Below are 23436 nucleotides of genomic sequence, written 5' to 3' on the forward strand. Positions count from 1 at the left end.
CCCATGTGTTTGTTCCAGTACGACGACGACCCGGAGCCGGAGCCGGAGCCTGAAGCACGCGTCCCGGCCGGACCCCTGTACGTACCGGTCCTGCCGGGAAGGGCGGAGGTGGTGGTACGGCTGTTCCGCACCCCGCTGGGAGCCCGTACCGCCGTGGGCTTCACGACCGCGGAGCGGCTGGCGGCCACGCTCGGCGCCGGGCGGCCCTGGATACGGCTCTCCGCGTCCGCGCTCCGTGCGATCGCCGGGCCCGTCGGAGCGTCGCTGCTGACGGTCGATCCGACGCTGACCGCTCCTGCGGCCGCCCCGGCGGCGACCGTTCCGGTCACCGCGCCAGTGCCGCAGGATCCCGACGTCGCTGCCCGGACCGCCTGAAGGGGAACGCACCATGACCATCACCGACCTCCCCGATGCTGTGACCGCCGCCGGCGAAGGCGAACTGTCCGTGTGGCCCGCGTCCACCACCCCGCTGCCGCACGGCGACCTGGCCGTCGGTGGCGTGTCACTGGCAGAGATCGCCGACCGCTTCGGCACACCGGTCTACGTGCTGGACGAGGGCGAAGTCCGCGACCGGTGCCGCGCCTACCGCGCCGCCCTCCCCGAGGCCGACGTCCTCTACGCCGCCAAGGCGTTCCTCTCCCGCGCGATGGTGCGCTGGGTGGAGGAGGAGGGACTGGGCTTGGACGTGTGCTCCGCCGGGGAGTTGGAGCTCGCTGTGACGGCCGGTTTCCCCGCCGGGCGCATTGTGCTCCACGGCAACGCGAAGTCGCCCCGTGACCTGGAGGCGGCGCTGCGGCTGGGTGTGGGGCGGATCGTCATCGACAGCCCGTCCGAGATAGCCCGGATCGCTGCCGCCGTCGGGCCCGACGGGCGTCAGAAGGTGTTGGTGCGCGTCGTGCCGGGCGTCTCGGCCGGGGGCCACGCCAAGATCCGTACGGGTACGGAGGACCAGAAGTTCGGGCTCTCGCTCGCCGACGGGTCGGCGCAGCACGCCATCGTGCGCGTACTCGGCCGGCCGCAGCTCGAACTGACCGGCCTGCACTGCCACATCGGCTCGCAGGTCACCGAGGTCAAGCCCTACGTGGTGGCGCTCCGCCGGATGGTCGGGCTGATGGCCCGGGTCCGTGACGCGCACGGGGTCGTCCTGCCGGAGCTGGACATGGGCGGCGGTCACGGCATCGCCTACCGGCCCGGCGAACCCGCCCTCGATCTCCCCGCGCTCGCCCGCCGGATCCGCGCCGAGCTCGGCGAATCCTGCGCCGCCGCGGGCCTGCCCGTGCCCCGGCTCGTCATCGAACCGGGGCGTGCCGTCGTCGGGCCGGCCGGAGTCGCCCTGTACCGCGTACTGGCCGTCAAGCACACGGGCGAGACCGTTTTCGTCGCCGTCGACGGCGGCATGAGCGACAACCCGAGGCCCGCCCTGTACGGGGCGCGCTACGCGCCCCGCCTCATCGGCCGCCACTCGACGGCCGACCCGCACAGGGCGACCGTCGTGGGCCGGCACTGCGAAGCCGGCGACGTCCTCGCCGGCGATGTGGAACTGCCGGGCGACGTCCGCCCCGGAGATCTGCTCGCCGTTCCCGTGGCGGGCGCGTACCAGCTGTCCATGGCCTCCGGCTACAACATGGTCGGTCGGCCCCCGGTGATCGCGGTCCACGAAGGCACGGCCCGGACGCTCGTCCGGCGCGAAACACTGGACGATGTCCGCAGGCGCGACATCGGAGGCTAGCGCCGTGCCGTGCCGTGCAGCACCATTCGCCGACTGGAGGGCCAATGCTCTGACCGGGCGCTCGTCCTGGGGTTCCAGCGCGTGCCCGAGAAGAAAGCGGGCAAGAACCGCGTCCACGTCGACTTCGACTCTCCGGACCGCAGGGGCGAGGTCGACCGGCTCGTGAAGATGGGGGCGACGGTCGTCGGTGAGCACACTGCGCCGGGCTTCGAGTGGACCACCCTGCAGGACCCTGTCGGCAACGAGTTCTGCGTCTCCGGCTGACCCGTCCGGGACGGGGGTGTCGGATCTGGAGAGCCGCTGGGCGGCTGACGCCGCAGAACTGGGCGTTCACTCGGGCCGGTAGACGAGCTCGATCACCATCGCCGCGATGAGTCCCCAGACCCCGATTCCCAGGAGCCACATGACGTCGAGGGCAGCGCCGGTGGTGACGACCACCAGGCCTCCGGCCCCGAGGGCGAGTACGGTCCTGTGGATGCCGCGGTCGGGACGCCAGTCGATGGTCACAGCAGTGAGAATCCCGCCGGATCCCCCTCGCGTCGAGGAGCCGGCGGGATTCCTGTCGGTTTCTTGACGCCCCGTCGCCTGGCGTCAGCCGGCGTGGACGTGGGGGCGGCGGGTGCGGTCGGGTTCGGCCTCGCGGATGACCTCGCGGGTGACGGGGGCGACTTCGCCCTGTCCGAAGAGGAAGAAGCGCAGGAAGTTGGCCATCGGGTTGCCCTCGGTCCACTCGAAGTAGATGTGGGGGCGCTGACCGGTCTCGTCGCGGACGTGGAGCAGGAAGGCCGCCAGGGCGTTGGGGATGCTGGAGCTCTCCAGGGTCAGGACGCGGTAGCGGCCGTGGAGCACTTCGCCGCGTACCCGCATGCCGGACTCGAACTCGGACGCGTCCAGGACGGTGACCTCGACGAACATGACGTCGTCGCCGGGCGGGATGTCGTTGTCCGCGCGGATCTGTTCCTTCTTCTGCCGGTACTCGTCGAGGTCGCGGTTGTCGGGCTCGTTGGCGATGAAGCGGATCGTGCGGTTGGACGTGTCGCGGATGAAGCGCTGCGCCATGTCGTCCAGTTCCACGTCCGTGACGCGGAGCTCGAAGACGCGCGCCAGCCGGGAGAGCAGGGAGAGGGCCATGATGCCGGCGATGAAGCAGGCGCCGATCTTCACACCGTCCGGGCGCTCTACGACGTTCACGGCCGTGGTGTAGATGAAGACGGCGGAGATGACGCCGAAGCCGATGGTCCAGCCGCGCTCGCCGGCCCGGCGGGCCGCGATGGTCACCGCGACGGCGGCCGAGGTGATCAGGACCAGGACACCGGTGGCGTACGCGCCGCCCTGGGCGTCGACGTCGGCGTTGAAGATCCAGGTCACCAGGAACGCGACCAGGGTGAACACGATGACCATCGGGCGCAGGGCGCGGGCCCAGTGCGGGGCCATGCCGTAGCGGGGCAGGTAGCGCGGCATCAGGTTGAGCAGGCCGGCCATGGCCGAGGAGCCCGCGAACCACAGGATCATGATCGTGGAGATGTCGTAGAGCGTGCCGAAGGCGGAGCCCAGGTACTGGTGGGCGAGGTAGGCGAGGGCGCGGCCGTTCGCCTCGCCGCCCGGCTTGAACTGATCGGCCGGGATCAGGAGCGTGGTGATGAAGCTGGAGCTGATCAGGAAGACGCTCATGATGATGGCCGCGGTCGTCAGCAGCTTCTTGGCGCCGCGGATCCGGCCGGCCGGGTTGGCCTGGGTGTCCTCGGGGTCGCCCTTGACGTGCGGCATGACCGCGACACCGGTCTCGAACCCGGAGAGGCCGAGCGCGAGCTTCGGGAACACGATGAGCGCGATGGCGATCATCATGAACGGGTTGCCGTGCTCGGTGGTCAGCGCGGTCGTCCAGTCGGTGATGACGTGCGGTTCGGTCATCACGTTCCAGAGCCCGACGGCCACGACCACGACGTTCAGGCCGAGGTAGGTCGCCACCAGGACCACGGCGACGCCGATGGCCTCGCTGAACCCCTTGAGGAACACGGCCCCGAGCAGCGCGATCATGATCAGGGTGATCAGCACTTCATGGCCGTGGAGCGTGCTGGTGAGGTGCGGGTTCTCCACCAGGTGCGCGGTGGCGTCCGCGGCGGACAGGGTGATGGTGATGAGGAAGTCGGTCGCCGCGAACCCGAGCAGGGTCAGGACGAACAGCTTGCCCTTCCAGAACGTCAGCAGACGCTCCAGCATGGCGATGGAGCCCTCGCCGTTCGGGCTCTCCTCGGCGACCCGCCGGTAGACGGGGAGCGCGCCGAAGAGGGTGAGCAGGACGAGCACGATGGTCGCCAGCGGCGACAGCAGGCCGGCCGCCAGCGCCGCGATACCGGGCTGGTAGCCGAGGGTGGAGAAGTAGTCGAGACCCGTCAGGCACATGACCCGCCACCACGGACGGCCGTGCGGCTGGGCCGCCGCCTCCTTGGCGGCGGGCGAACTGTTCTCGGCGGTCAAGCCTTCCAGCATCCACGCCCGCAGGCGCGACGTGCGGGCAGGGGTGGCCATCGTGGTGGGCTCCTGTCGTACGGCAAAGAATCAGCCATCGACGTCGACGGCTGAGCAAGCGTACGCAGCCTGATCACTTATGCCCGGAGTTGAGCCAATCCTGACGCGTCCTTAACGGCCACCCTCCCGATGGCGTAGCGGACACACTCCCGCCGCCGCCGGATCCCCGCCTGCCAGGGCGGCGGTCGGCTGAGCCGGTTCCGCCCTTCGAGGCGCTCGGCCGGCACGCGGACGGCGTCGACGCTGACGTACGCGGCGAGTGCGAAGAAGGAGACGCGAGCCGTCCGGCCCCTGTCCCCCGCCGGGGCCGGACGGCTCATCTGGTGTGCGACGGCTGACCGGCGCGCGGTCGCATCGGCCCGTACCCCCACGGTGGGGCCATGCGTTTCCCCGGCGGTGTTCAGGTCACCGCCCACCAGCCGCGCGCCACCGGACCTCATCCGTTTCCGGCTCCGGCTCCGTCGCCACATCACTCTGCGCCGGGCCGACAGCCGCGACAACACTTCCTGACGCGTTCCTTCCGCGCCGTTGTCGATCTTTGATGCGGACCTGACGACCTGCACGAACCCAGCCGCGATTCCGTCACCAGAAGCGCGTCAGAACACTGTCAAGGACCCGTTCAGAGCCTTGTCCGCCCCTCCCGGATCCGCTGGGATGAGGACATGAACAGCGGTCCGCGCTACGAAGACCGGCCACCGTCACGACGTATCCGTCGCGCCGGGGCCACTTCTCCGCAGCCTGCAGCGCCCGCTGTCCGCCCGGCCTTCTGACACCGGCCGCGCGAGATATCGACGTACCCGCCTCCCCCTTCACCGGGGGCTGCCGGAACGCGTCTCGACCATCACCGCATGAGCTGAGCCCGCACCCCGCCATGTGCCGGGGCGCCGGGCCCGCCGGCCATGCCCGCTTCCAGGAACCAGGAATCCGACATGCCTTCATCCCTGTCCGGACGTACCGTCCTCGTCACCGGCGCCACCGCCGGCATCGGCTACGAGACCGCCCGCCAGCTCGCCGAGCGCGGCGCCACCGTCCTCCTCCACGGCCGCACGCCCGAGGAGGCCCGCGCCGCCGCCGACCGGCTGATCGCCACCGCCGGCGCCGGCGTCGACGGCTCCCTGCTCCGTCCGCTCGCCGCCGACTTCGCACGGCTGGAGGAGGTCGAGAACCTCGCCCACGGCGTCGTACGCGAACACCCGCGCCTGGACGTACTCGTCAACAACGCGGCCATCGCCGCGCCCGAGCGCCACACCCTCACCGCCGACGGCAACGAGATCTCCTTCCAGGTCAACTTCCTCGCCCACTACCTCCTGACCGATCTCCTGGCAGCCGCACTCACCACCGACCCCGGCGGCCGGGTCGTCAACGTCTCCTCCTCACACCACCGCACCGCGGCCATCCAGTGGAACGACCCGCAGCGCATCCGCCGGTACTCCCGCCTCGCGGCCTACGCACAGTCCCAGCTGGCGCTGACCGTCTTCGCGGCCGACCCGCGCGTCACCGCCGTCTCCGTCCACCCCGGCATCTGCGAGACCGGGCTCCTCCCCCTCTACGGCAACGAGGGCGGGTCCGCAGCCGAGGGCGCGGCCCACGTCGTACGGCTCTGCGACCCGGCCACCGAGATCGTCAACGGCGCCTACTACGACCGGGGCGAGCGCGTCGCCCCGGCTCCGGCCGCCACCGACGACCGCACCGTCAAGCGCCTCAACAAGCTCGCCGACCTCCTCGTCGGCCACACCGCCTGAAGGGATCCACAGCCATGTCGAAGCGCGCACGCAAGAAGAGGGCCCGTCGCAAGAAGGCCGCCAACCACGGCGGCCGAGCCTGCGGCTGACCGCTGTCCCACCTCGCGGGGCGGCCCCGACAGGGCCGCCCCGCTTCCCTGGCTAGGGGTCGGCCCTGGTCGGGTCAGTCGTGACGGGCGAGCTTGACCGCGGAGGCGAGCAGGACCACGGCCAGCACGGGGATGAGGACCGCGTTCGGGAACACACCGAGCAGAAGCCCGCCCAGAACGGCGCCGGCGATCGATCCCGCTGCCATCACCGCGGTGAAGCGGAGGTTGGCGCCGAGGACGGCGAAGCTGCCGTCACGGCTGTAGCGGGCGAAGGCCACCAGCATGGTCGGCAGGGAGACCAGCAGGGAGAGGCTCCCGGCGGTCTTGATGTCCTCTCCGAACAGCAGCACGATCGTCGGGATCAGCAGCTCGCCCCCGGCCACACCCATGATCGCCGCGACCACGCCGATCCCGAACCCGGCCACGACTCCGGCAGGCACCCGCGCCCACAGCGGCAGCGCAAGGGCGTCCAGGGGGGTGGTGTGGGTGACCACCAGGGCAGCGGCCATGAGCACCATCAACGCCGCGAGGACCTTGTACAGAGTGGCGGAGCGCATGCGTACCGCCCAGGCGGCTCCGGCCCAGGCGCCGAGCAGGCTGCCGGCCAGCAGGTTGACCGCGACCGGCCAGCGTGCGGCCACCTCGGCGGCCGGGACCGCGGCCAGCCGGGCGGGCAGCGCGACCAGGACCACGACCAGGCTCATCGCCTTGTTCAGGATGACCGCCGAGAGCGCCGCGAACCCGAAGAGACCGATCAGCAGCGGCAGGCGGAACTCCGCGCCGCCCAGCCCGATCATCCCGCCCAGAACGCCGATGGCCGCCCCCGCACCGAAGACGACGGGCGTCGATCGCGTCGATCGGAGGGAGGCAAGGTTCTGGTCAGTGCGCATGAACGACATCGTCGCTGGTCACAGGCCCGACCGCTACGGACCGACCCCACGTTCGGGGGAACCACCGGATACCCGCCCAGGGCTTTGTCAGGACCTCCGAGCACCAGACGCCTTTCGGTCCGCCGACTCGACGCTCTCACGCGTCGAAGCGGTACCCCATACCGGGGGCGGTGATCAGGTGGCGCGGGTGCGAGGGGTCCGCTTCGAGCTTGCGCCGGAGGTGGGCCATGTAGACGCGCAGGTAGTTGGTCTGCGTTCCGTAGGAGGAGCCCCAGACCTCCTGGAGCAGGCGCCGTTGGCTGACGAGCCGGCCCTTGTTGCGGATCAGGACTTCCAGCAGGTGCCATTCCGTCGGCGTGAGCCTGATGGTCTGCCCTCCGCGCCTGGCCTTCTTCGCGATCAGATCGACGGTGAACTCCTCGGTCTCGACGACCGATTCGCTCGCGGCGACCGGGGCGTGCGCGGGCGTTCGGCGAACGACCGATCCCAGCCGGGCCATCAGTTCGTCCATGCCGAAGGGCTTGGTGATGTAGTCGTCGGCGCCCGCGTCCAGGGCCCGGACCTTCTCCTCGGAGCCGTGGCGGGCGGAGACCACCAGGACGGGCACCCGCGACCACACCCGCAGCCGCTTGATCACGTCGATCCCGTCCATGTCGGGCAGTCCGAGATCGAGCAGGACCACGTCCGGGCGGCGGGTCGCCACGGCGTCCAGGGCCGTGCCGCCGTCCTGCGCGCAGTCCACGTCGTACTTCCGCGCTTTCAGATTGATGACCAGCAACCGCGCGAGCTGCGGTTCGTCGTCCACCACCAGCACCCGGGGCATCGGCGTGCCGCCTTCCTCTCGTACGTCAGTCGATGAAACAACCGTTTCCCGCTGCCTGGGCACGCCTTGACAGCGTCCATACGGCGAGGAGCGCGAGCTTGACGACCTCCATACGGGCACCCGCCCAAGGCGCCCCTGAAGCCGCTGCCGGCGCCCCGTCAAGATCTCGTCGCCGAGGCATCAGCAGTCCGTCAGGATGCGCTGCCGAGGGCCCGGTCCTCCTTAACGTCGCACGCATGGGACGACGAATCACCCGGTCGGAGAGCGGCATACGAACCGGACACGCGGGGCCTCCCGGCCCGCTCGCACAGGACGTCCACTGGGCCGGTGAGCGACGATCGGCGATCGGCGTCGCTTCCCTGTTCGGCACGGCCCTGTTCGTGATGGACGCAGGCGCCGGCCGACTCGACGTGACCCGCGGTGCCCTCTGGACCGGGCTGGCCGTACTCGTCTTCGTGATCATGCTGCCGCCCAGGGTCTCCGTCCTGCCCGGCGTACTGAGCACCTGCGGGCTGCTGGTGGCACGCAGGGTCCGCACCGACCGCCTCGTCTCGGTCCAGTGGTCGGACGGGGTGTCCCAGCGGCTGGTCCTCCGGGACACGGAGGGAGGCCGGGTCGAGATAGACCCGACCGTGCTCGTACGGAATCCGGCGATGTGGCGGTGTCTGGACAAGGACACCCGTACCTCCATCCGGCGCGGCACGCTGCGGTACGGCGCGACCGCCCTGTGCCGGTTGACCGCGCGCATCGACCGCGAGACGGCTCACACGGTCTTCAAGGCGTCCGGCCTGCGGTGACCGGCTCACGCCGCCTCCGCTCGCCGTACGGCCGCGGGCGTGTAGCCGGGGTGGATGGGTTGAGAGCGGTCAGGCGCACTGCCCGACGAGTTGGTCCGCGAGCTTGTTCAGCCGCTTGACCGTGCGGTCCCCGATTGCCCCTGCGGCGGGCTGCATCCGCTCGCCGCGGTCGTAGTAGGCGCCGTTGACGATCTCGACTGCCGGGTCGCACAGCCGCACGACGTGTGCGGCGCCCTCGGCGGGCGCCGCGCCCTCATGTCCGTACAGCGGCCTCAGCGCGGTCTCGCAGATGCCCGGGTTGACGGACACGGCGGTGACCCGGGGGTCGGCTGCGAAGACGGTGAGCGCGAGCTGCGACTGCGCGTAGGCCGCGAGGCGCGAGTAACGGCGTGTGCGGTTCGGGTCGTTCCACATGATCGAGGCGGTGCGGTGCATCGAGGAGGAGACGTTCACGACGCGTCCGCCCGGGTCGGTGGTGAGTGCGGGCTCCATGAGGTGCGTCAGGAGGTAGTGGGCGAGGAAGTTGACCTGGAAGGAGAGCTCGTTGCCGTCGCGAGTGATCGTGTGGCGCTCGGGGGCGGCGACGGCGGCGTTGTTGACCAGGACGTCGAGGTAGGGGTGGCCGGTGATGACCCGGTTGGCGAGCCGTTCGACCTCGTCGAGCCGCGTGAAGTCCGCGGCGCACGGCCGCAGGAGCTCCGCGTCGACATCAGCGGTGGCGAGGAGGCGCTTCACGGCCGACCGGGCCTCGTCCGGGGTGCGGCCGTGGAGCAGGACGGTGGCGCCGCTCTCGGCCAACTGGCGGGCGGTCTCGTAGCCGATGCCGGAGGTGGCACCGGTGACCATGATGGTCCGGCCGGACAGGAACGAAGACATGAGGGGATCCAGTCGACGGGCACGGTGGCGGGCGGCCGAAGAAGCCGGGGCTCAGCCGTGCGGTGAAGTGTGATCCCGAATCCCGTAGCGCGTATCGCAGATCGCGTATCGCAGATCGCGCATCCCGTAGCGCGTACGGGCTGGGGGCGCCTGCGGACCGGCGATTGGCCGGCGGGACCACGTCGTCCATCCAACTGGCCTGCAGGGCGCCGCTCAAGCGCCCTGACGGTCCTCTGACGCGGTTTTGCCGGACTTCAGCCGAGGCCGGGGATCGTGGACACCAGCAGGTCGATGAGCTTGATGCCGACGAAGGGCAGGATCAGGCCGCCGAGGCCGTAGACGCCGAGGTTGCGGCGCAGCAGGTCGTGTGCGGAGGCCGGCTTGTAGCGGACTCCGCGCAGGGCGAGCGGGATCAGGGCGACGATGATCAGGGCGTTGAAGATGATCGCCGAGGTGATCGCGGAGGTCGGGCTGTGCAGGCCCATGATGTTGAGGGCTTCGAGGCCGGGGTAGGCCGCGGTGAACATCGCGGGGATGATCGCGAAGTACTTCGCCACGTCGTTCGTGATCGAGAAGGTCGTGAGTGCGCCGCGTGTGATCAGGAGCTGTTTGCCGATCTCGACGATGTCGATGAGCTTGGTGGGGTTGGAGTCGAGGTCCACCATGTTCCCGGCCTCCTTGGCGGCCGAGGTGCCCGTGTTCATGGCCACGCCCACATCGGCCTGGGCGAGCGCCGGGGCGTCGTTCGTGCCGTCGCCCGTCATCGCGACGAGCTTGCCGCCCTCCTGCTCCCGCTTGATGAGTGCCAGCTTGTCCTCGGGGGTGGCCTCCGCGAGGTACTCGTCGACACCGGCCTCGGCGGCGATCGCGCGGGCCGTCAGCTCGTTGTCGCCGGTCACCATGACCGTACGGATCCCCATGGCGCGCAGCTCCGCGAACCGCTCCCGTATGCCCTCCTTGACCACGTCCTTGAGGTGGATGATCCCGAGGACCCGCGGGCCGTCCCAGTCGTGGACCGCGACCAGCAGCGGGGTACCGCCGGACTCGGAGACGGCGGCCGACCACTGGGCGGCCTGCGTCGGTACCGTCCCGCCACGTGCCACCACCCAGTCGCAGACCTGTGTCACCGCGCCCTTGCGGATGGCGCAGCCCGCGCCGTTGTCCCAGCTCAGGTTGACGCCGCTCATCCGGGTGCGGGCGCTGAACGCGGTGAAGCGCGGGTTGCTCAGGTCCTCCACGGCCACCGGCTCCAGGCCGTACTGCCGGGCGAGGGCGACCACCGACCTGCCCTCGGGGGTCTCGTCGGCGAGGGAGGACAGCTGGGCGGCGTCCGCGAGCTTGATGTGGTCCGTGCCGGGCAGCGGGATGAAGGACGCGGCCTCGCGGTTTCCGAGGGTGATGGTGCCGGTCTTGTCGAGGAGCAGGGTGTTCACGTCACCGGCCGCCTCCACCGCCCGGCCGCTCATCGCGATGACGTTGCGCTGGACGAGCCGGTCCATGCCCGCGATGCCGATCGCGGACAGCAGGGCGCCGATGGTGGTGGGGATGAGGGTGACGAGGAGGGCGACCAGAACGGTCGTGGACTGGGCGGCGCCCGCGTAGGCGGCCATCGGCTGGATGGCGAGGACCACCAGGACGAAGACGACGGTGAGCGCGGCCAGCAGGATGTTCAGCGCGATCTCGTTCGGGGTCTTCTGCCGGCTGGCACCCTCGACCAGGGCGATCATGCGGTCGATGAAGCTGTGCCCCGGGCGCGAGGTGACCCGTACGACGACCGCGTCGGACAGTACGGTCGTACCGCCCGTCACGCCGGACCGGTCGCCGCCCGACTCCCGTAGCACGGGAGCCGATTCACCGGTGACGGCGGACTCGTCCACCATCGCGGCGCCGTCGACCACATCACCGTCGGCCGGGATCAGCTCGCCGGCTTCGACGAGGACGAAGTCGAAGGGCTGGAGGTCGGCCGGCGTGACCACCTCGGTTTCGGCCCGGTTCAGGTTCGCCCCGTACGTCCAGTGGTTCAGGCGGACCGCGACCGTGTCCGTACGGGCCTTGCGCAGGGATTCGGCCTGGGCTTTCCCCCGGCCCTCGGCGACCGCCTCGGCGAGGTTGGCGAACAGGACGGTGAGCCAGAGCCAGACGCTGATCACCCAGGTGAAGACGGACGGGTGGAAGAGCGCCGACAGCGTGGTCAGAACGGATCCGACGGCGACGACGAACAGCACCGGCTTCTTGACCAGTTCGCGCGGGTGGAGCTTGGCCACGGCCTCCCGCGCGGAGGCGGCGAGGAGCTCGGGATCCACCACGTTCACCTGACCGGAGCGTTTCCGGGAGGGCCGGTTGACGGGGGCCCGGGGAGGGGTGCCGAGACCCGGGGGAACGTACTGCGCGGAGGCGGCGGGAGGCATGAAGCGACCTTCTGATTCAGTTCGGGGGGTGTGGCGGGGCCCCGGCAGTTCGTGGCCGGGGGGCGCGGAAGAGGGGGTGTCGCCGCCGGGGGCTGCCCTCCATGGACCCCCTCGGCCGTCACGTGAGCAGGCGAGACCCCGGCGGCGCAACATGCAGGAAACTACTGCCCGTTCCACAAATAACTCCCATCCGGGCGGGGGAATTGGCATCTTCTTGACGGCGGCGCACGAGACGCGTCAAGCCGCCGTCAAGGGCGCGTCAGCGTGCGCCGTCGGTGATCCGGAAGCGCAGTCGGCAGATGACGGCGTCGGTGTCGCGGCGGACGGCGTGGGCGACGACGGAGCCTCGCTGGTTCTGGAGCATCCGCTGCCACAGGTGGGCGGGTTCCGTCTCCGGGATCAGTACGGTCACCTGGGCGTCCGGGTGCGTCCGCGCGAGCTCTCGCACGTAGCCGGACAGCGGCCGGCCGAGCGACCGGGTGTCGGAGGAGAGCTCGGTCAGTTCGACGCCGGGCTTCCACAACTCCCAGTCCCTGCGCAGCGCTTCGACTGCCTCCCGGTCCTCGGGGGCCGGGTGCGTGACGGTCACGGCACGGACTTCGTCACCGAGGGAGCGGGCTGCGGTGAGGGCCTGGCAGGTCAGCTTCGACAGTCCGGAGACGGGGACCACGACGAGCGACCGGGCCCGGTGCGGCGGCTGCGGGACGCGGCCGAGTTCGAGGCGTTCGCCGATCTCGACGTAAGCGCGCTGGACCTTCTCGAAGCCGAGGACGATCAGCGGCAGGGCGAGGACGATCAGCCAGGCGCCCTCGGTGAACTTGGTCGCGGTGACGACGACTGCCGCGACGCCCGTCAGGACTGCGCCGAAGCCGTTGAGGGCGGCCTTGCCCTGCCAGCCCTTCGGACGCTCGCCGCGCCAGTGCAGGACCATGCCGACCTGGCAGATGGTGAAGCCGGCGAAGACGCCGATGGCGAAGAGCGGGACGAGGGTGTTGGTGTCGCCGCCCGAGAAGACGAGCAGGACGGCCGAGACGAGGGCCAGCCAGACCACGCCGTGGCGGTGGACCTGGCGGTCTGCCTTGAGGGCGAAGACGTGCGGCAGGTGGTTGTCGCGGGCCAGCAGGCTCATCAGCACGGGCAGGCCGCCGAAGGAGGTGTTCGCGGCGAGCGCGAGGAGCACCATCGTGGCGAACTGGACGACGTAGAAGGCCGCGTTGTGACCGAAGGAGGCGTCCGCGAGCTGAGCGAGGACGGTCACGCCTTCGACGGGCTGGAGGTGGAAGCGGCCGATGAGGATCGACAGGCCGATCAGCATCACGCCGAGGAGGACGCCGAGGGCGACCTCAGTGCGCTGGGCACGGCGGGCGGCCGGGGCCCGGAAGGACGGCACGGCGTTGGCGACGGCCTCGACACCGGTCAGCGCCGAACAGCCGGCGGCGAAGGCCTTCAGCAGCAGGAGTACGCCTACGGTCGTGGCGCCCTCGCCGAGCGCGGAGGCATGGCCGGCGGCGGAGGCGGTGCTGACCGGGCCGTCGCGGAAGAGGCCCACGGTGATCATCGCGAGGATCGAGCCGACGAAGAGGGCGGTCGGCACGAGGAAGGCCTTGGCGGAGTCGACGACCCCGCGCAGGTTCACGGCGGTGACCAGCACCAGCACGGACAGACAGATCCAGACCCGCTGACCGTGCAGGCCCGGGAACGCGGACGTCAGGGCGGCCACACCGGCGGTGACCGACACCGCGACGTTCAGCACGTAGTCGAGGATCAGCGAGGCCGCGGCCACCAGGCTCGTACGTCGGCCCAGGTGCTTCTTCGCCACGGCGTACGAGCCGCCGCCGTCGGGGAACGCCGCGATCACCTGCCGGTACGAGGCCACCAGCACGGCGAGCAGCGCGGCGATCGCCAGGGTGACGGGAAGGGTGAAACCGAGGCCGTACGCACCGGCCGCGGCCAGCACCAGCACGATCGACTCGGGCCCGTACGCGACCGACGCCATCGCGTCGAGCGACAGCGCGGCCAGGCCCTGGAGGGCGGTCAGCTTGTGCCGGTCCCCCGCCCCGCCCGCGCCCGTATCAGGAGGCTCCTCCTGACCCGGCCCCTGAACAGCCGCGGTCGGTTTCCCCAGGTGTATGGCCATGTCGCCGTTCCCTCCGAGTGAGCAAAGTTCCGAATGAGCAAGTTCCGCATGAGCAAAGTGAGGACAGCGTCGGAGGCCTGCCGCACGGCCGCCAGCACTCTTGGCGCCATTCATACGACTCCCCGGCCGCTCTTCACGTGTTCCATACGCGTGGGTGGCGGCGGCGTATGAAGGCCGTCAAAAGGGCGCAGTCGCGGGTCGTCCCGGCTCCGGCGAGAGGCAGGCTGGTCATGGGCGGCACCTGCCCCGCCCCAGCACCCGAGGAGAAGACTTGATGGACGCGGAGAACCTGGTCGGCCTGCTCATCGCCCTGGCACTGCTCGGCTACCTCGTGTTCGCTCTGATCAAGCCCGACAAGTTCTGATCAACGCTCTGGAAACAAGAGCGGCGGGTCCGGACGGGAGGCATCACATGTCCGGCTACTGGTACCGGTTCCGCGACCCCATCGCGCTGGTCGCGGGCCTCGTGGTCCCCTTCCTGGCGGCGCTCGCGCTCATGCCCTTCCGTACGGATCTCTCCGCGACGAACGCGGCGCTGATCCTCGTCGTCGCGGTGGTCGCCGTGGCCGCCCTGGGCAGCCGGCCGGCGGGAGCGATCGCCGCGCTCTCGGCGGCCGCCTGGTTCGACTTCTTCCTCACCCGGCCCTACCAGCGGTTCGCCATCTCCGACCGCGCCGACATCGAGACGGCCGTCCTGCTGCTCTGCGTCGGCCTGATCGTCTCCCAGCTCGCCGTGCGCGCACGCCGGCTCCAGGCCGTCGTGGTCACCGACGCCGCGCACCTGTCGAGCCTCCGGGGCACCGCCCGGCTCGCCGAGGACGGCGGCTCGCCCGAGGACGTGGTCGAGTACGTGCGCCGCGAACTCGTCGGCCTGCTGGGCCTGCGCGGCTGCCGCTTCGAGTACGGGACCCTGATGGGGAACCTGCCGCGCCTGGAGCACGGCGGCGGTCTCTGGCTCCGCCGCGGGAGCCGGATCACCGAGTACGCCGACTGGCCGGACGGAGCGACCGAACTGCGGGTCACCGGCGGCGGCCACTACTACGGCCGCTTCCTCCTCGACCCGCTCCCGGGCCGTCCCCTGCCCTCCGAGGAAGCCCGGCTCGTAGCCGTCGCGCTGGCCGCACAGGCCGGCTCCGCGCTGGACAGTGCGGGCCTCTCCCATCAGGGCTGACCCCTGGGAGCGGCCCTTCCCCGTAAGGACGGCGTTAAGGGTTCCCGTCCCGCCGTAAGGACCACGTCAAGGCGTATTAACACCCGGGTGAAGACACGGTTGTCTCGTCATCGGCCAGCTGGCCGATTCATCTCTTCCTCTTCACTCAGGAGCTCACGATGGCCGATCTGGCCTTCGTCGTCACCACGGTCGCGGTGTTCGCGCTGGTGGCTCTCATCGCCCGGGGGGTGACCAAGCTGTGACTGCCGAAAACATCGTCGGCCTCGTCGTGGCCGTCTCCCTGCTCGGCTACCTCGTCCTCGCCCTCGTGTACCCGGAGAGGTTCTAGCCACCGATGAGTCCCGTTCTCGCTGGTGTGCTCCAGCTCCTCGCACTGATCGCCGCGCTCGCCCTGGCCTACCGCCCGCTGGGCGACTACATGGCCAAGGTCTACTCCTCCGAGAAGCACTACAAGCCGGAGAAGTGGATCTACAAGGCCATCGGCGCCAACCCGTCGGCCGAAATGCGCTGGCCCGCCTACCTCCGCGGCGTCCTCGCCTTCTCGGCGGTCTCCGTCCTCTTCCTCTACGGCCTCCAGCGGGCCCAGGGCATCCTGCCCGGCTCGCTCGGCTTCTCCGCGATCGACCCGGACCAGGCCTTCAACACGGCCGCGTCCTTCGTCGCGAACACCAACTGGCAGTCGTACTACGGCGAGCAGGCCATGGGCCACGTCGTCCAGACCGGCGGCCTGGCGGTGCAGAACTTCGTCTCGGCGGCGGTCGGCATGGCCGTCGCGGTCGCCCTCGTACGGGGCTTCGCGCGCTCCCGAACGGGTGAACTCGGCAACTTCTGGGCCGACATGGTCCGCGGCGTCGTCCGCATCCTGCTCCCGATCTCCGTCGTCGGAGCGCTCGTCCTCGTCGCCTGCGGCGCGATCCAGAACTTCTCCGGCATCCACGAAGTCGGCCAGTTCACGGGGGGTTCGCAGCAGTGGAACGGCGGCGCGGTCGCCTCGCAGGAAGTGATCAAGGAGCTGGGTACGAACGGCGGCGGTTACTTCAACGCCAACTCCGCGCACCCCTTCGAGAACCCCAACCCGTTCTCGAACCTCTTCGAGATCTTCCTGATCCTGGTCATCCCGTTCTCGCTGACCCGCACCTTCGGCAAGCTCGTCGGCTCCGTCAAGCAGGGCTACGCGATCCTCGCCACGATGGCCACCATCTGGCTCTGCTTCACCGCGCTGATGATGTGGACCGAGTTCGCCCACCACGGTCCCGCGTTCGATGTCGCGGGCGGGGCGATGGAGGGCAAGGAGACGCGCTTCGGCATCGGCGCGTCCGCGATCTTCTCGGTCGCCACCACGCTCACGTCCACGGGTGCGGTCAACTCCTTCCACTCCTCCTACACCGGCCTCGGCGGCGGGATCCAGCTGCTGGGCATGCAGCTCGGCGAGATCGCGCCCGGCGGCGTCGGCTCCGGCCTCTACGGCATGCTGATCATGGCGATCATCGCGGTGTTCATCGCCGGCCTGATGGTCGGCCGCACCCCCGAGTACCTGGGCAAGAAGATCGGCACCCGCCAGATCAAGTTCGCCGCCTGCTACATCCTCATCACCCCGGCCCTGGTCCTCGGCTTCACCGCGGCGGCCATGGCCCTGCCCACCCCGGGCAACTCGATGACCAACTCCGGGGCGCACGGCTTCTCCGAGATCCTCTACGCCTACACCTCGGGCGCCAACAACAACGGCTCCGCCTTCGCCGGCCTGAACGCCGACACCCAGTGGTTCAACAGCACCATCGGCATCGCCATGCTGCTGGGCCGCTTCCTGCCCATGGTGTTCGTCCTCGCGCTGGCCGGCTCGCTGGCCGAGCAGAAGCCGGTCCCCGAGACGGCGGGCACGCTCCGCACCGACAAGCCGCTCTACACGGGCCTGCTCGTCGGCACGATCCTCATCATCACCGGTCTGACCTACTTCCCGGCCCTGGCGCTGGGTCCGCTCGCCGAAGGGCTCGCCTCATGAGCACCGCCACACCTACCAGGGCTCCGCACCAGGACGTGCCCACCGGACACAAGCCGGACTCCGGACGCGTGGGCGGCGGCCTCTTCGACCCCAAGCAGCTGCTGAAGTCCTTCCCGGACGCCGTCCGCAAGCTCGACCCGCGCGTCATGATCAAGTCGCCGGTCATGTTCGTCGTCCTGATCGGCTCGGTCGTCACGACCGTCCTGGCGATCAAGGACCCGACGGATTGGTTCGGCTGGGCGATCACGGCCTGGCTGTGGCTGACGACCGTCTTCGCCAACCTCGCCGAGGCGGTCGCGGAGGGCCGAGGGAAAGCCCAGGCCGACACCCTGCGCAAGGCCAAGACCGACACCGTCGCCCGCCGCCTCAACGGCTCGGCGGAGGAGCAGGTGCCCGGCACGGAGCTGCGTATCGGCGACCTCGTGGTCTGCGAGGCCGGGGACATCATCCCCGGCGACGGTGACGTGGTCGAAGGTGTCGCGTCCGTGGACGAGTCGGCCATCACCGGCGAATCGGCCCCGGTCATCCGGGAGTCGGGCGGCGACCGCTCCGCGGTGACCGGCGGAACGAAGGTGCTCTCCGACCGGATCGTCGTCAAGATCACGACGAAGCCCGGCGAGACCTTCATCGACCGGATGATCGCCCTGGTCGAGGGTGCGGCCCGGCAGAAGACGCCGAACGAGATCGCGCTGAACATCCTGCTCGCGTCCCTCACGATCGTGTTCCTGCTCGCGGTGGTCACCCTCCAGCCCTTCGCCATCTACGCGGGCGCCAAGCAGTCGATGATCGTGCTGACGGCCCTGCTGGTCTGCCTGATCCCCACCACCATCGGCGCCCTGCTCTCGGCCATCGGCATCGCGGGCATGGACCGGCTGGTCCAGCGCAACGTCCTGGCCATGTCCGGGCGGGCAGTCGAGGCCGCCGGCGACGTCTCGACCCTCCTGCTCGACAAGACCGGCACCATCACCCTCGGCAACCGTCAGGCCTCCGAGTTCGTACCGGTGAAGGGCACGACGGAAGCCGAGCTGGCCGATGCGGCCCAGCTGTCCTCGCTGGCCGACGAGACCCCCGAGGGCCGCTCCATCGTGGTCCTCGCGAAGGAGAAGTACGGCCTGCGCGAACGCCACCAGGGCGAGCTGACCGGCGCCGAGTGGGTGCCCTTCACCGCGCAGACCCGCATGTCCGGTGTCGACGTGGACGGCAAGAAGACCCGCAAGGGCGCGGCGGGCTCCGTGATCACCTGGGTCAAGGAACAGGGCGGCAGGGTCTCCGAGGATGCCGACCTCCTCGCCAACCGCATCTCCGAGGCTGGTGGTACACCGCTCCTGGTGGCCGTGGAGGACGGGCGCGGGGCCCGTGTCCTGGGCGTCATCCATCTCAAGGACGTGGTCAAGGAGGGCATGCGCGAACGCTTCGACGAGCTGCGGCGCATGGGCATCAAGACCATCATGATCACCGGCGACAACCCCCTGACCGCCAAGGCCATCGCCGAGGAGGCGGGCGTCGACGACTTCCTCGCCGAGGCCACCCCCGAAGACAAGATGGCCCTCATCAAGCGGGAACAGGCCGGCGGAAAGCTCGTCGCCATGACCGGCGACGGCACGAACGACGCCCCGGCCCTCGCCCAGGCCGACGTCGGCGTCGCCATGAACACCGGCACCTCGGCCGCCAAGGAAGCCGGGAACATGGTGGACCTGGACTCCAACCCCACCAAGCTCATCGAAATCGTCGAGATCGGCAAACAGTTGCTGATCACCCGCGGCGCCCTGACCACCTTCTCCATCGCCAACGACGTCGCCAAGTACTTCGCGATCATCCCCGCCATGTTCGCCGTGGTCTACCCGGGCCTCGACAAGCTCAACATCATGGGCCTGGCCTCGCCGGAGTCGGCGATCCTCTCCGCGGTCATCTTCAACGCGCTGATCATCATCGCGCTCGTCCCGCTCGCCCTCAAGGGCGTCCAATACAAGCCGACCAGCGCCGACAAGATGCTCCGCCGCAACATCGGAATCTACGGACTCGGCGGCCTCATCGCCCCGTTCATCGGCATCAAGATCATCGACCTGCTCATCTCCCTCATCCCCGGCCTCTCCTGATTAGGTGCGTGCTGATCCGTCATGAACAACTCCGTAGGAAACACCGCACGCCTGATCGGCGCGGGCCTCCGAGCGCTTCTCGTTCTGACCGTGGTCTGCGGGGTCATCTACCCGCTCGCCGTCACCGGGATCGCCCAGGCCGCGTTCAACAACAAGGCCAACGGCTCCGAGATCAAGGACAAGGACGGCCAGGTCGTCGGCTCCTCCCTCATCGGGCAGACCTACAACCTCCCGAAGAAGACTGCTTCTGATTCAACAACGGGGAACGACGCCGAGGAAGCGGTCAAGCCGGACCTCAAGTGGTTCCAGCCGCGCCCTTCCAACGGCCTCGGCAGCAACAGCGTCAACACCCAGTACTCGCTGATCCTCTCCGGCGCCACCAACCGGTCCGCCGACAACGGCGCCGTCAACGGCAAGTGCACCGACCAGGCGGAGGAAGGCACCCTCTGCGCCCAGGTCATCGCCGCCAAGGACGCCGTCATCGCGGACAACTCCACGGCCGGCTACACGGTCAAGCCCGAGGACGTGCCGGCCGACGCCGTCACCTCCTCCGGCTCCGGCCTGGACCCGGACATCTCCCCCGAGTACGCCGAGCTCCAGGTCCACCGGGTCGCCGAGCAGAACAAGCTCGACGTCGAGCAGGTCGAGAAGCTCGTCGCCGACCACACCACCGGCCGCGTCCTCGGCTTCATGGGCGAACCCCGCGTCAACGTCCTCGAACTCAACATCGCCCTCAGGGCACTGACCAAGAGCTGACGTTCCGCATGGCAAGTGTGCGGAGCCGGCGGGACGCGGAGCCCCCAGCCATCGCTGGGAGTGCCCCGGCCTCCCGTCGGCTCCGACCCGTACCCACTGGAAGAGGAAGGCCCCACACCGATGATCAAGGTGCTGGTGGTGGAAGACGACGCCCAGCTCGTCCGTGCGCTCCGGATCAACCTGGAGGCACGGAAGTTCGAGGTGGAGACGGCTTCCGACGGAAAGACCGCCCTGAGGCTCGCGGCCACCCGCAAGCCGGACGCCATCCTGCTGGACCTCGGTCTGCCGGACATGGACGGCATCGACGTGATCAAGGAGGTACGGGAGACCAGCGGCGTACCGATCCTCGTCCTCTCCGCCCGCCACACCTCCGAGGAGAAGATCCGCGCCCTGGACGCGGGGGCCGACGACTACGTCACCAAGCCGTTCAGCATGGACGAACTCCTCGCCCGGCTGCGGGCCGCCGTACGGCGCCGGGAGGTCGCGGCGCCCGCCCATGAGGTGGCCGTGGTCACGACGGACGAGTTCACCGTCGACCTGATCGCGAAGAAGGTGATCCGCAACGACCGCAGCGTGCGGCTGACGCCGACCGAGTGGCACCTCCTGGAGATCCTCATCACCCACCCGGGCCGCCTGATCAGCCAGCGCAAGCTCCTGCTCGACGTCTGGGGGCCCACCTACTCCGAACACACCAACTACCTGCGGGTCTACATGGCCCAACTGCGCCGCAAACTGGAAGCGGACCCCTCTCACCCGAGATACCTGATCACCGAGCCCGGCATGGGCTACCGCTTCGAGGAATGACGTAATCACCATGGGACGCGGCAAGTTTCGTATCTACCTGGGCTCGGCCCCCGGCGTCGGCAAGACGTACGCGATGCTCTCGGAGGGCCACCGCCGGGTGGAGCGCGGCACCGATGTGGCCGTCGCCTTCGTGGAGCACCACCACCGTCCGCGCACCGAGGTGATGCTGCACGGGCTGGACCAGATCCCCCGGCGCGAGCTGGAGTACCGGGGCTCCACCTTCACGGAGATGGACGTGGACGCCATCCTCGCGCGGCGCCCCGCCGTCGCGCTCGTGGACGAGCTGGCCCACACCAACGTCCCCGGCTCGCGCAACACCAAGCGCTGGCAGGACGTCGAGGAACTCCTCCGGGCCGGCATCGACGTCGTCTCCACCGTCAACATCCAGCACCTCGAATCACTGGGTGACGTCGTCGAGACGATCACCGGCGTGCGGCAGCGGGAGACCGTCCCCGACGAGGTCGTACGGCGCGCCGACCAGATCGAACTCGTCGACATGTCCCCCCAGGCCCTGCGCCGCCGCATGGCCCACGGCAACATCTACAAGGCCGACAAGGTCGACGCGGCCCTCTCCAACTACTTCCGCCCCGGAAACCTCACCGCCCTGCGCGAGCTCGCCCTGCTCTGGGTCGCCGACCGGGTCGACGCGTACCTCCAGGAGTACCGCAGCGAGCACAACATCCGCTCCACCTGGCAGGCCCGCGAACGCATCGTCGTCGGCCTCACCGGCGGCCCGGAAGGCCGTACGCTCATCCGCCGCGCCGCCCGCCTGGCCGAGAAGGGCTCGGGCGGCGAGGTCCTCGCCGTCTACATCGCGCGCAGCGACGGGCTGACCGCCGCCTCCCCGAAGGAACTCGCCGTCCAGCGCACCCTGGTCGAGGACCTCGGCGGCACCTTCCACCACGTCATCGGTGACAACGTCTCCGACGCGCTGCTGGAGTTCGCCCGCGGCTGCAACGCCACCCAGATCGTGCTCGGCGTCAGCCGCCGCCGCTCCTGGCAGTCCGTGTTCCGCCCCGGTGTCAGCGCCACCGTCGCCCGCGAGTCCGGTCCCGACCTGGACGTCCACATCGTCACCCACGACGAGGCCGCCAAGGGCCGCACCCTGCCCGTCGCCCGCAGCGCGCGGCTCGGCCGCTCCCGCATCATCTGGGGCTGGCTCATCGGCGTGGCCGGCCCCGCCCTGCTCGCGCTGCTGCTGAACCAGGTCGTCCCCGACCTCGGGCTCGCCAACGACATGCTGCTCTTCCTCACCTTCACCGTGGCGGCAGCCCTGCTCGGCGGCCTCCTCCCCGCCCTGGCCTCGGCAGCCTTCGGCTCGCTCCTCCTCAACTACTACTTCACTCCGCCGCTCCACGAGTTCACCATCTCCGACCCCAAGAACATCGTCGCCATCGCGATCTTCGTCGGCGTGGCCGTCTCCGTGGCCTCCGTCGTCGACCTGGCCGCCCGCCGCACCCACCAGGCCGCCCGGCTGCGCGCCGAATCCGAGATCCTCTCCTTCCTCGCGGGCAGCATCCTGCGCGGCGAAACGGCCCTCGACGCCCTGCTGGAGCGCGTGCGCGAGACCTTCGCCATGGAATCCGTGGCCCTGCTGGAGCGCGAGAGCGACGTGGACCCGTGGACCTGCGCGGGCAGCACCGGACGCAACCCCGTCTCCCGCCCCGAGGACGCCGCCGTCGACATGCCCATCGGCGAGAACATGGCCCTGGCCCTCACCGGCCGGGTCCTGCCGGCCGAGGACCGGCGCGTCCTCGGGGCCTTCGCCGCCCAGGCCGCCGTCGTACTCGACCGCCAGCGCCTGGTCGACGAGGCCGAGGAGGCCCGCCGGCTCGTCGAGGGCAACCAGATCCGTACGGCCCTGCTCGCCGCAGTCAGCCACGACCTCCGTACACCGCTCGCCTCGATCAAGGTCTCCGTCACCTCGCTGCGTTCCACCGACGTGCAGTGGTCCGACGAGGACCGGGCCGACCTCCTGGAAGGCATCGAGGACGGCGCCGACCGCCTCGACCACCTGATCGGCAACCTCCTCGACATGTCCCGCCTCCAGACGGGCACCGTGGTCCCGCTCATCCGGGAAACGGACCTCGACGAGGTCGTCCCGATGGGCCTGGCCGGCGTACCCGACGACAGCGTGGTCCTCGACATCCCCGAGACCCTGCCCATGGTCGCCGTCGACCGCGGCCTGCTGGAGCGGGCCGTCGCCAACATCGTCGAGAACGCCGTCAAGTACAGCCCGCCCGGTCAGACCGTCCTCGTCGCCGCCAGCGTCCTCGCCGACCGCCTCGAGCTGCGCGTCGTCGACCGCGGCCCCGGTGTCCCCGACGAGGCGAAGGTCCGGATATTCGAACCCTTCCAGCGGTACGGAGACGCACCGGCGGGCGCCGGGGTCGGCCTCGGCCTGGCCGTCGCCCGAGGCTTCCTGGAAGCCATGAACGGCACCCTCACCGCCGAGGACACCCCCGGCGGCGGACTCACCATGGTGATCACTCTGCCCATCAAGGAGGGCACTCCGCTATCCCGCCCCGTCCTCCCCACGGACGCGACGACGTGACGTTCCGGTGTCGCTCTGCAGCCGTCGCACGGTGCTC

20 protein-coding genes are annotated in these 23436 nt (G+C 70.0%); 13 read left to right on the forward strand and 7 right to left on the reverse strand.

Annotated features, from left to right (window positions below; genetic code table 11):
- Positions 1-3 precede the first annotated feature (3 nt).
- Genes MTF69_RS09555 through MTF69_RS09565 form a run of 3 tightly spaced genes read left to right on the forward strand, consistent with a single transcriptional unit; the run spans position 4 to position 1993 of the window.
- Positions 4-375, forward strand: coding sequence for an SAV_915 family protein (locus MTF69_RS09555; protein WP_243332519.1), 372 nt, complete (start codon positions 4-6; stop codon positions 373-375).
- 13 nt (positions 376-388) lie between these two features.
- On the forward strand, positions 389-1729 hold the full coding sequence (gene lysA / locus MTF69_RS09560; protein ID WP_243332521.1) for a diaminopimelate decarboxylase: 1341 nt from the start codon (positions 389-391) through the stop codon (positions 1727-1729).
- A 9-nt stretch (positions 1730-1738) separates the two neighbouring features.
- Complete coding sequence (locus tag MTF69_RS09565) at positions 1739-1993, forward strand: VOC family protein (RefSeq protein ID WP_308401383.1); 255 nt, start codon at positions 1739-1741, stop codon at positions 1991-1993.
- Positions 1994-2059: 66 nt separating this feature from the next.
- Here the strand turns inward: MTF69_RS09565 and MTF69_RS09570 are convergent, their stop codons facing one another.
- A complete protein-coding gene (locus tag MTF69_RS09570) occupies positions 2060-2236 on the reverse strand; it encodes a hypothetical protein (protein WP_243332524.1) in 177 nt (58 codons plus the stop codon).
- 84 nt (positions 2237-2320) lie between these two features.
- Positions 2321-4258 carry an APC family permease gene (locus tag MTF69_RS09575; protein ID WP_243332526.1) on the reverse strand — a complete coding sequence of 646 codons (1938 nt, stop codon included), beginning with the start codon at positions 4256-4258 and terminating at the stop codon, positions 2321-2323.
- A gap of 929 nt (positions 4259-5187) precedes the next feature.
- Here MTF69_RS09575 and MTF69_RS09580 point away from each other — a divergent pair.
- Positions 5188-6000: an SDR family NAD(P)-dependent oxidoreductase gene (locus tag MTF69_RS09580; RefSeq protein WP_243332528.1), complete on the forward strand. Its 813-nt coding sequence runs from the start codon at positions 5188-5190 to the stop codon at positions 5998-6000.
- 163 nt (positions 6001-6163) lie between these two features.
- On the opposite strand, the gene MTF69_RS09585 is transcribed toward MTF69_RS09580, so the two are convergent.
- Positions 6164-6979 carry a sulfite exporter TauE/SafE family protein gene (locus tag MTF69_RS09585; protein WP_243332530.1) on the reverse strand — a complete coding sequence of 272 codons (816 nt, stop codon included), beginning with the start codon at positions 6977-6979 and terminating at the stop codon, positions 6164-6166.
- Between the two features lie 136 nt (positions 6980-7115).
- A complete protein-coding gene (locus tag MTF69_RS09590) occupies positions 7116-7802 on the reverse strand; it encodes a response regulator (protein ID WP_243332531.1) in 687 nt (228 codons plus the stop codon).
- Positions 7803-8038: 236 nt separating this feature from the next.
- Here MTF69_RS09590 and MTF69_RS09595 point away from each other — a divergent pair, with 236 nt between their 5' ends.
- Complete coding sequence (locus MTF69_RS09595) at positions 8039-8599, forward strand: hypothetical protein (protein WP_243332533.1); 561 nt, start codon at positions 8039-8041, stop codon at positions 8597-8599.
- Between the two features lie 69 nt (positions 8600-8668).
- On the opposite strand, the gene MTF69_RS09600 is transcribed toward MTF69_RS09595, so the two are convergent.
- From MTF69_RS09600 to MTF69_RS09610, 3 genes are all read right to left on the reverse strand, one after another.
- Positions 8669-9475, reverse strand: a complete 807-nt coding sequence (locus MTF69_RS09600) for an SDR family NAD(P)-dependent oxidoreductase (RefSeq protein ID WP_243332535.1) — start codon at positions 9473-9475, stop codon at positions 8669-8671.
- Between the two features lie 254 nt (positions 9476-9729).
- Complete coding sequence (kdpB, locus tag MTF69_RS09605) at positions 9730-11883, reverse strand: potassium-transporting ATPase subunit KdpB (RefSeq protein ID WP_243332537.1); 2154 nt, start codon at positions 11881-11883, stop codon at positions 9730-9732.
- 259 nt (positions 11884-12142) lie between these two features.
- Positions 12143-14020 (reverse strand): APC family permease, encoded by a 1878-nt coding sequence (locus tag MTF69_RS09610; protein WP_243332541.1) that lies wholly within the window; start codon positions 14018-14020, stop codon positions 12143-12145.
- 274 nt (positions 14021-14294) lie between these two features.
- On the opposite strand from MTF69_RS09610, the gene kdpF (MTF69_RS09615) reads away from it, so the two are divergent.
- The 8 genes from kdpF (MTF69_RS09615) (at position 14295) to MTF69_RS09650 (ending at position 23399) form a co-directional block, all read left to right on the forward strand.
- Positions 14295-14384, forward strand: a complete 90-nt coding sequence (kdpF, locus tag MTF69_RS09615; protein WP_243332542.1) for a K(+)-transporting ATPase subunit F — start codon at positions 14295-14297, stop codon at positions 14382-14384.
- A 47-nt stretch (positions 14385-14431) separates the two neighbouring features.
- Positions 14432-15190: a DUF4118 domain-containing protein gene (locus MTF69_RS09620; protein ID WP_243332544.1), complete on the forward strand. Its 759-nt coding sequence runs from the start codon at positions 14432-14434 to the stop codon at positions 15188-15190.
- 238 nt (positions 15191-15428) lie between these two features.
- Complete coding sequence (kdpF, locus tag MTF69_RS09625) at positions 15429-15518, forward strand: K(+)-transporting ATPase subunit F (RefSeq protein ID WP_063789431.1); 90 nt, start codon at positions 15429-15431, stop codon at positions 15516-15518.
- 6 nt (positions 15519-15524) lie between these two features.
- On the forward strand, positions 15525-17189 hold the full coding sequence (gene kdpA, locus MTF69_RS09630) for a potassium-transporting ATPase subunit KdpA (RefSeq protein ID WP_243332546.1): 1665 nt from the start codon (positions 15525-15527) through the stop codon (positions 17187-17189).
- Positions 17186-19285 (forward strand): potassium-transporting ATPase subunit KdpB, encoded by a 2100-nt coding sequence (gene kdpB / locus MTF69_RS09635; RefSeq protein WP_243332548.1) that lies wholly within the window; start codon positions 17186-17188, stop codon positions 19283-19285. Before kdpA ends, kdpB (MTF69_RS09635) begins: the two co-directional genes overlap by 4 nt.
- A gap of 21 nt (positions 19286-19306) precedes the next feature.
- Complete coding sequence (locus tag MTF69_RS09640; protein ID WP_243332551.1) at positions 19307-20041, forward strand: potassium-transporting ATPase subunit C; 735 nt, start codon at positions 19307-19309, stop codon at positions 20039-20041.
- 120 nt (positions 20042-20161) lie between these two features.
- Complete coding sequence (locus tag MTF69_RS09645; RefSeq protein WP_243332553.1) at positions 20162-20845, forward strand: response regulator; 684 nt, start codon at positions 20162-20164, stop codon at positions 20843-20845.
- 10 nt (positions 20846-20855) lie between these two features.
- Positions 20856-23399: a sensor histidine kinase KdpD gene (locus MTF69_RS09650; protein WP_243332555.1), complete on the forward strand. Its 2544-nt coding sequence runs from the start codon at positions 20856-20858 to the stop codon at positions 23397-23399.
- Positions 23400-23436 lie beyond the last annotated feature (37 nt).

Source organism: Streptomyces sp. AP-93 (assembly GCF_022808175.1).
GTDB lineage: Bacteria > Actinomycetota > Actinomycetes > Streptomycetales > Streptomycetaceae > Streptomyces.

Bases quoted from the DNA above. Each gene is read 5' to 3' on its own strand.
- kdpB (WP_243332537.1), bottom strand. From the start codon at position 11,883: ATGCCTCCCGCCGCCTCCGCGCAGTACGTTCCCCCGGGTCTCGGCACC.
- MTF69_RS09555 (WP_243332519.1), top strand. From the start codon at position 4: ATGTGTTTGTTCCAGTACGACGACGACCCGGAGCCGGAGCCGGAGCCT.
- MTF69_RS09580 (WP_243332528.1), top strand. From the start codon at position 5,188: ATGCCTTCATCCCTGTCCGGACGTACCGTCCTCGTCACCGGCGCCACC.
- kdpB (WP_243332548.1), top strand. From the start codon at position 17,186: ATGAGCACCGCCACACCTACCAGGGCTCCGCACCAGGACGTGCCCACC.
- MTF69_RS09600 (WP_243332535.1), bottom strand. From the start codon at position 9,475: ATGTCTTCGTTCCTGTCCGGCCGGACCATCATGGTCACCGGTGCCACC.
- MTF69_RS09575 (WP_243332526.1), bottom strand. From the start codon at position 4,258: ATGGCCACCCCTGCCCGCACGTCGCGCCTGCGGGCGTGGATGCTGGAA.
- lysA (WP_243332521.1), top strand. From the start codon at position 389: ATGACCATCACCGACCTCCCCGATGCTGTGACCGCCGCCGGCGAAGGC.
- MTF69_RS09640 (WP_243332551.1), top strand. From the start codon at position 19,307: ATGAACAACTCCGTAGGAAACACCGCACGCCTGATCGGCGCGGGCCTC.
- MTF69_RS09595 (WP_243332533.1), top strand. From the start codon at position 8,039: ATGGGACGACGAATCACCCGGTCGGAGAGCGGCATACGAACCGGACAC.
- MTF69_RS09645 (WP_243332553.1), top strand. From the start codon at position 20,162: ATGATCAAGGTGCTGGTGGTGGAAGACGACGCCCAGCTCGTCCGTGCG.
- MTF69_RS09585 (WP_243332530.1), bottom strand. From the start codon at position 6,979: ATGCGCACTGACCAGAACCTTGCCTCCCTCCGATCGACGCGATCGACG.
- kdpA (WP_243332546.1), top strand. From the start codon at position 15,525: ATGAGTCCCGTTCTCGCTGGTGTGCTCCAGCTCCTCGCACTGATCGCC.
- MTF69_RS09590 (WP_243332531.1), bottom strand. From the start codon at position 7,802: ATGCCCCGGGTGCTGGTGGTGGACGACGAACCGCAGCTCGCGCGGTTG.
- kdpF (WP_243332542.1), top strand. From the start codon at position 14,295: ATGGACGCGGAGAACCTGGTCGGCCTGCTCATCGCCCTGGCACTGCTC.
- MTF69_RS09610 (WP_243332541.1), bottom strand. From the start codon at position 14,020: ATGGCCATACACCTGGGGAAACCGACCGCGGCTGTTCAGGGGCCGGGT.
- MTF69_RS09650 (WP_243332555.1), top strand. From the start codon at position 20,856: ATGGGACGCGGCAAGTTTCGTATCTACCTGGGCTCGGCCCCCGGCGTC.
- MTF69_RS09620 (WP_243332544.1), top strand. From the start codon at position 14,432: ATGTCCGGCTACTGGTACCGGTTCCGCGACCCCATCGCGCTGGTCGCG.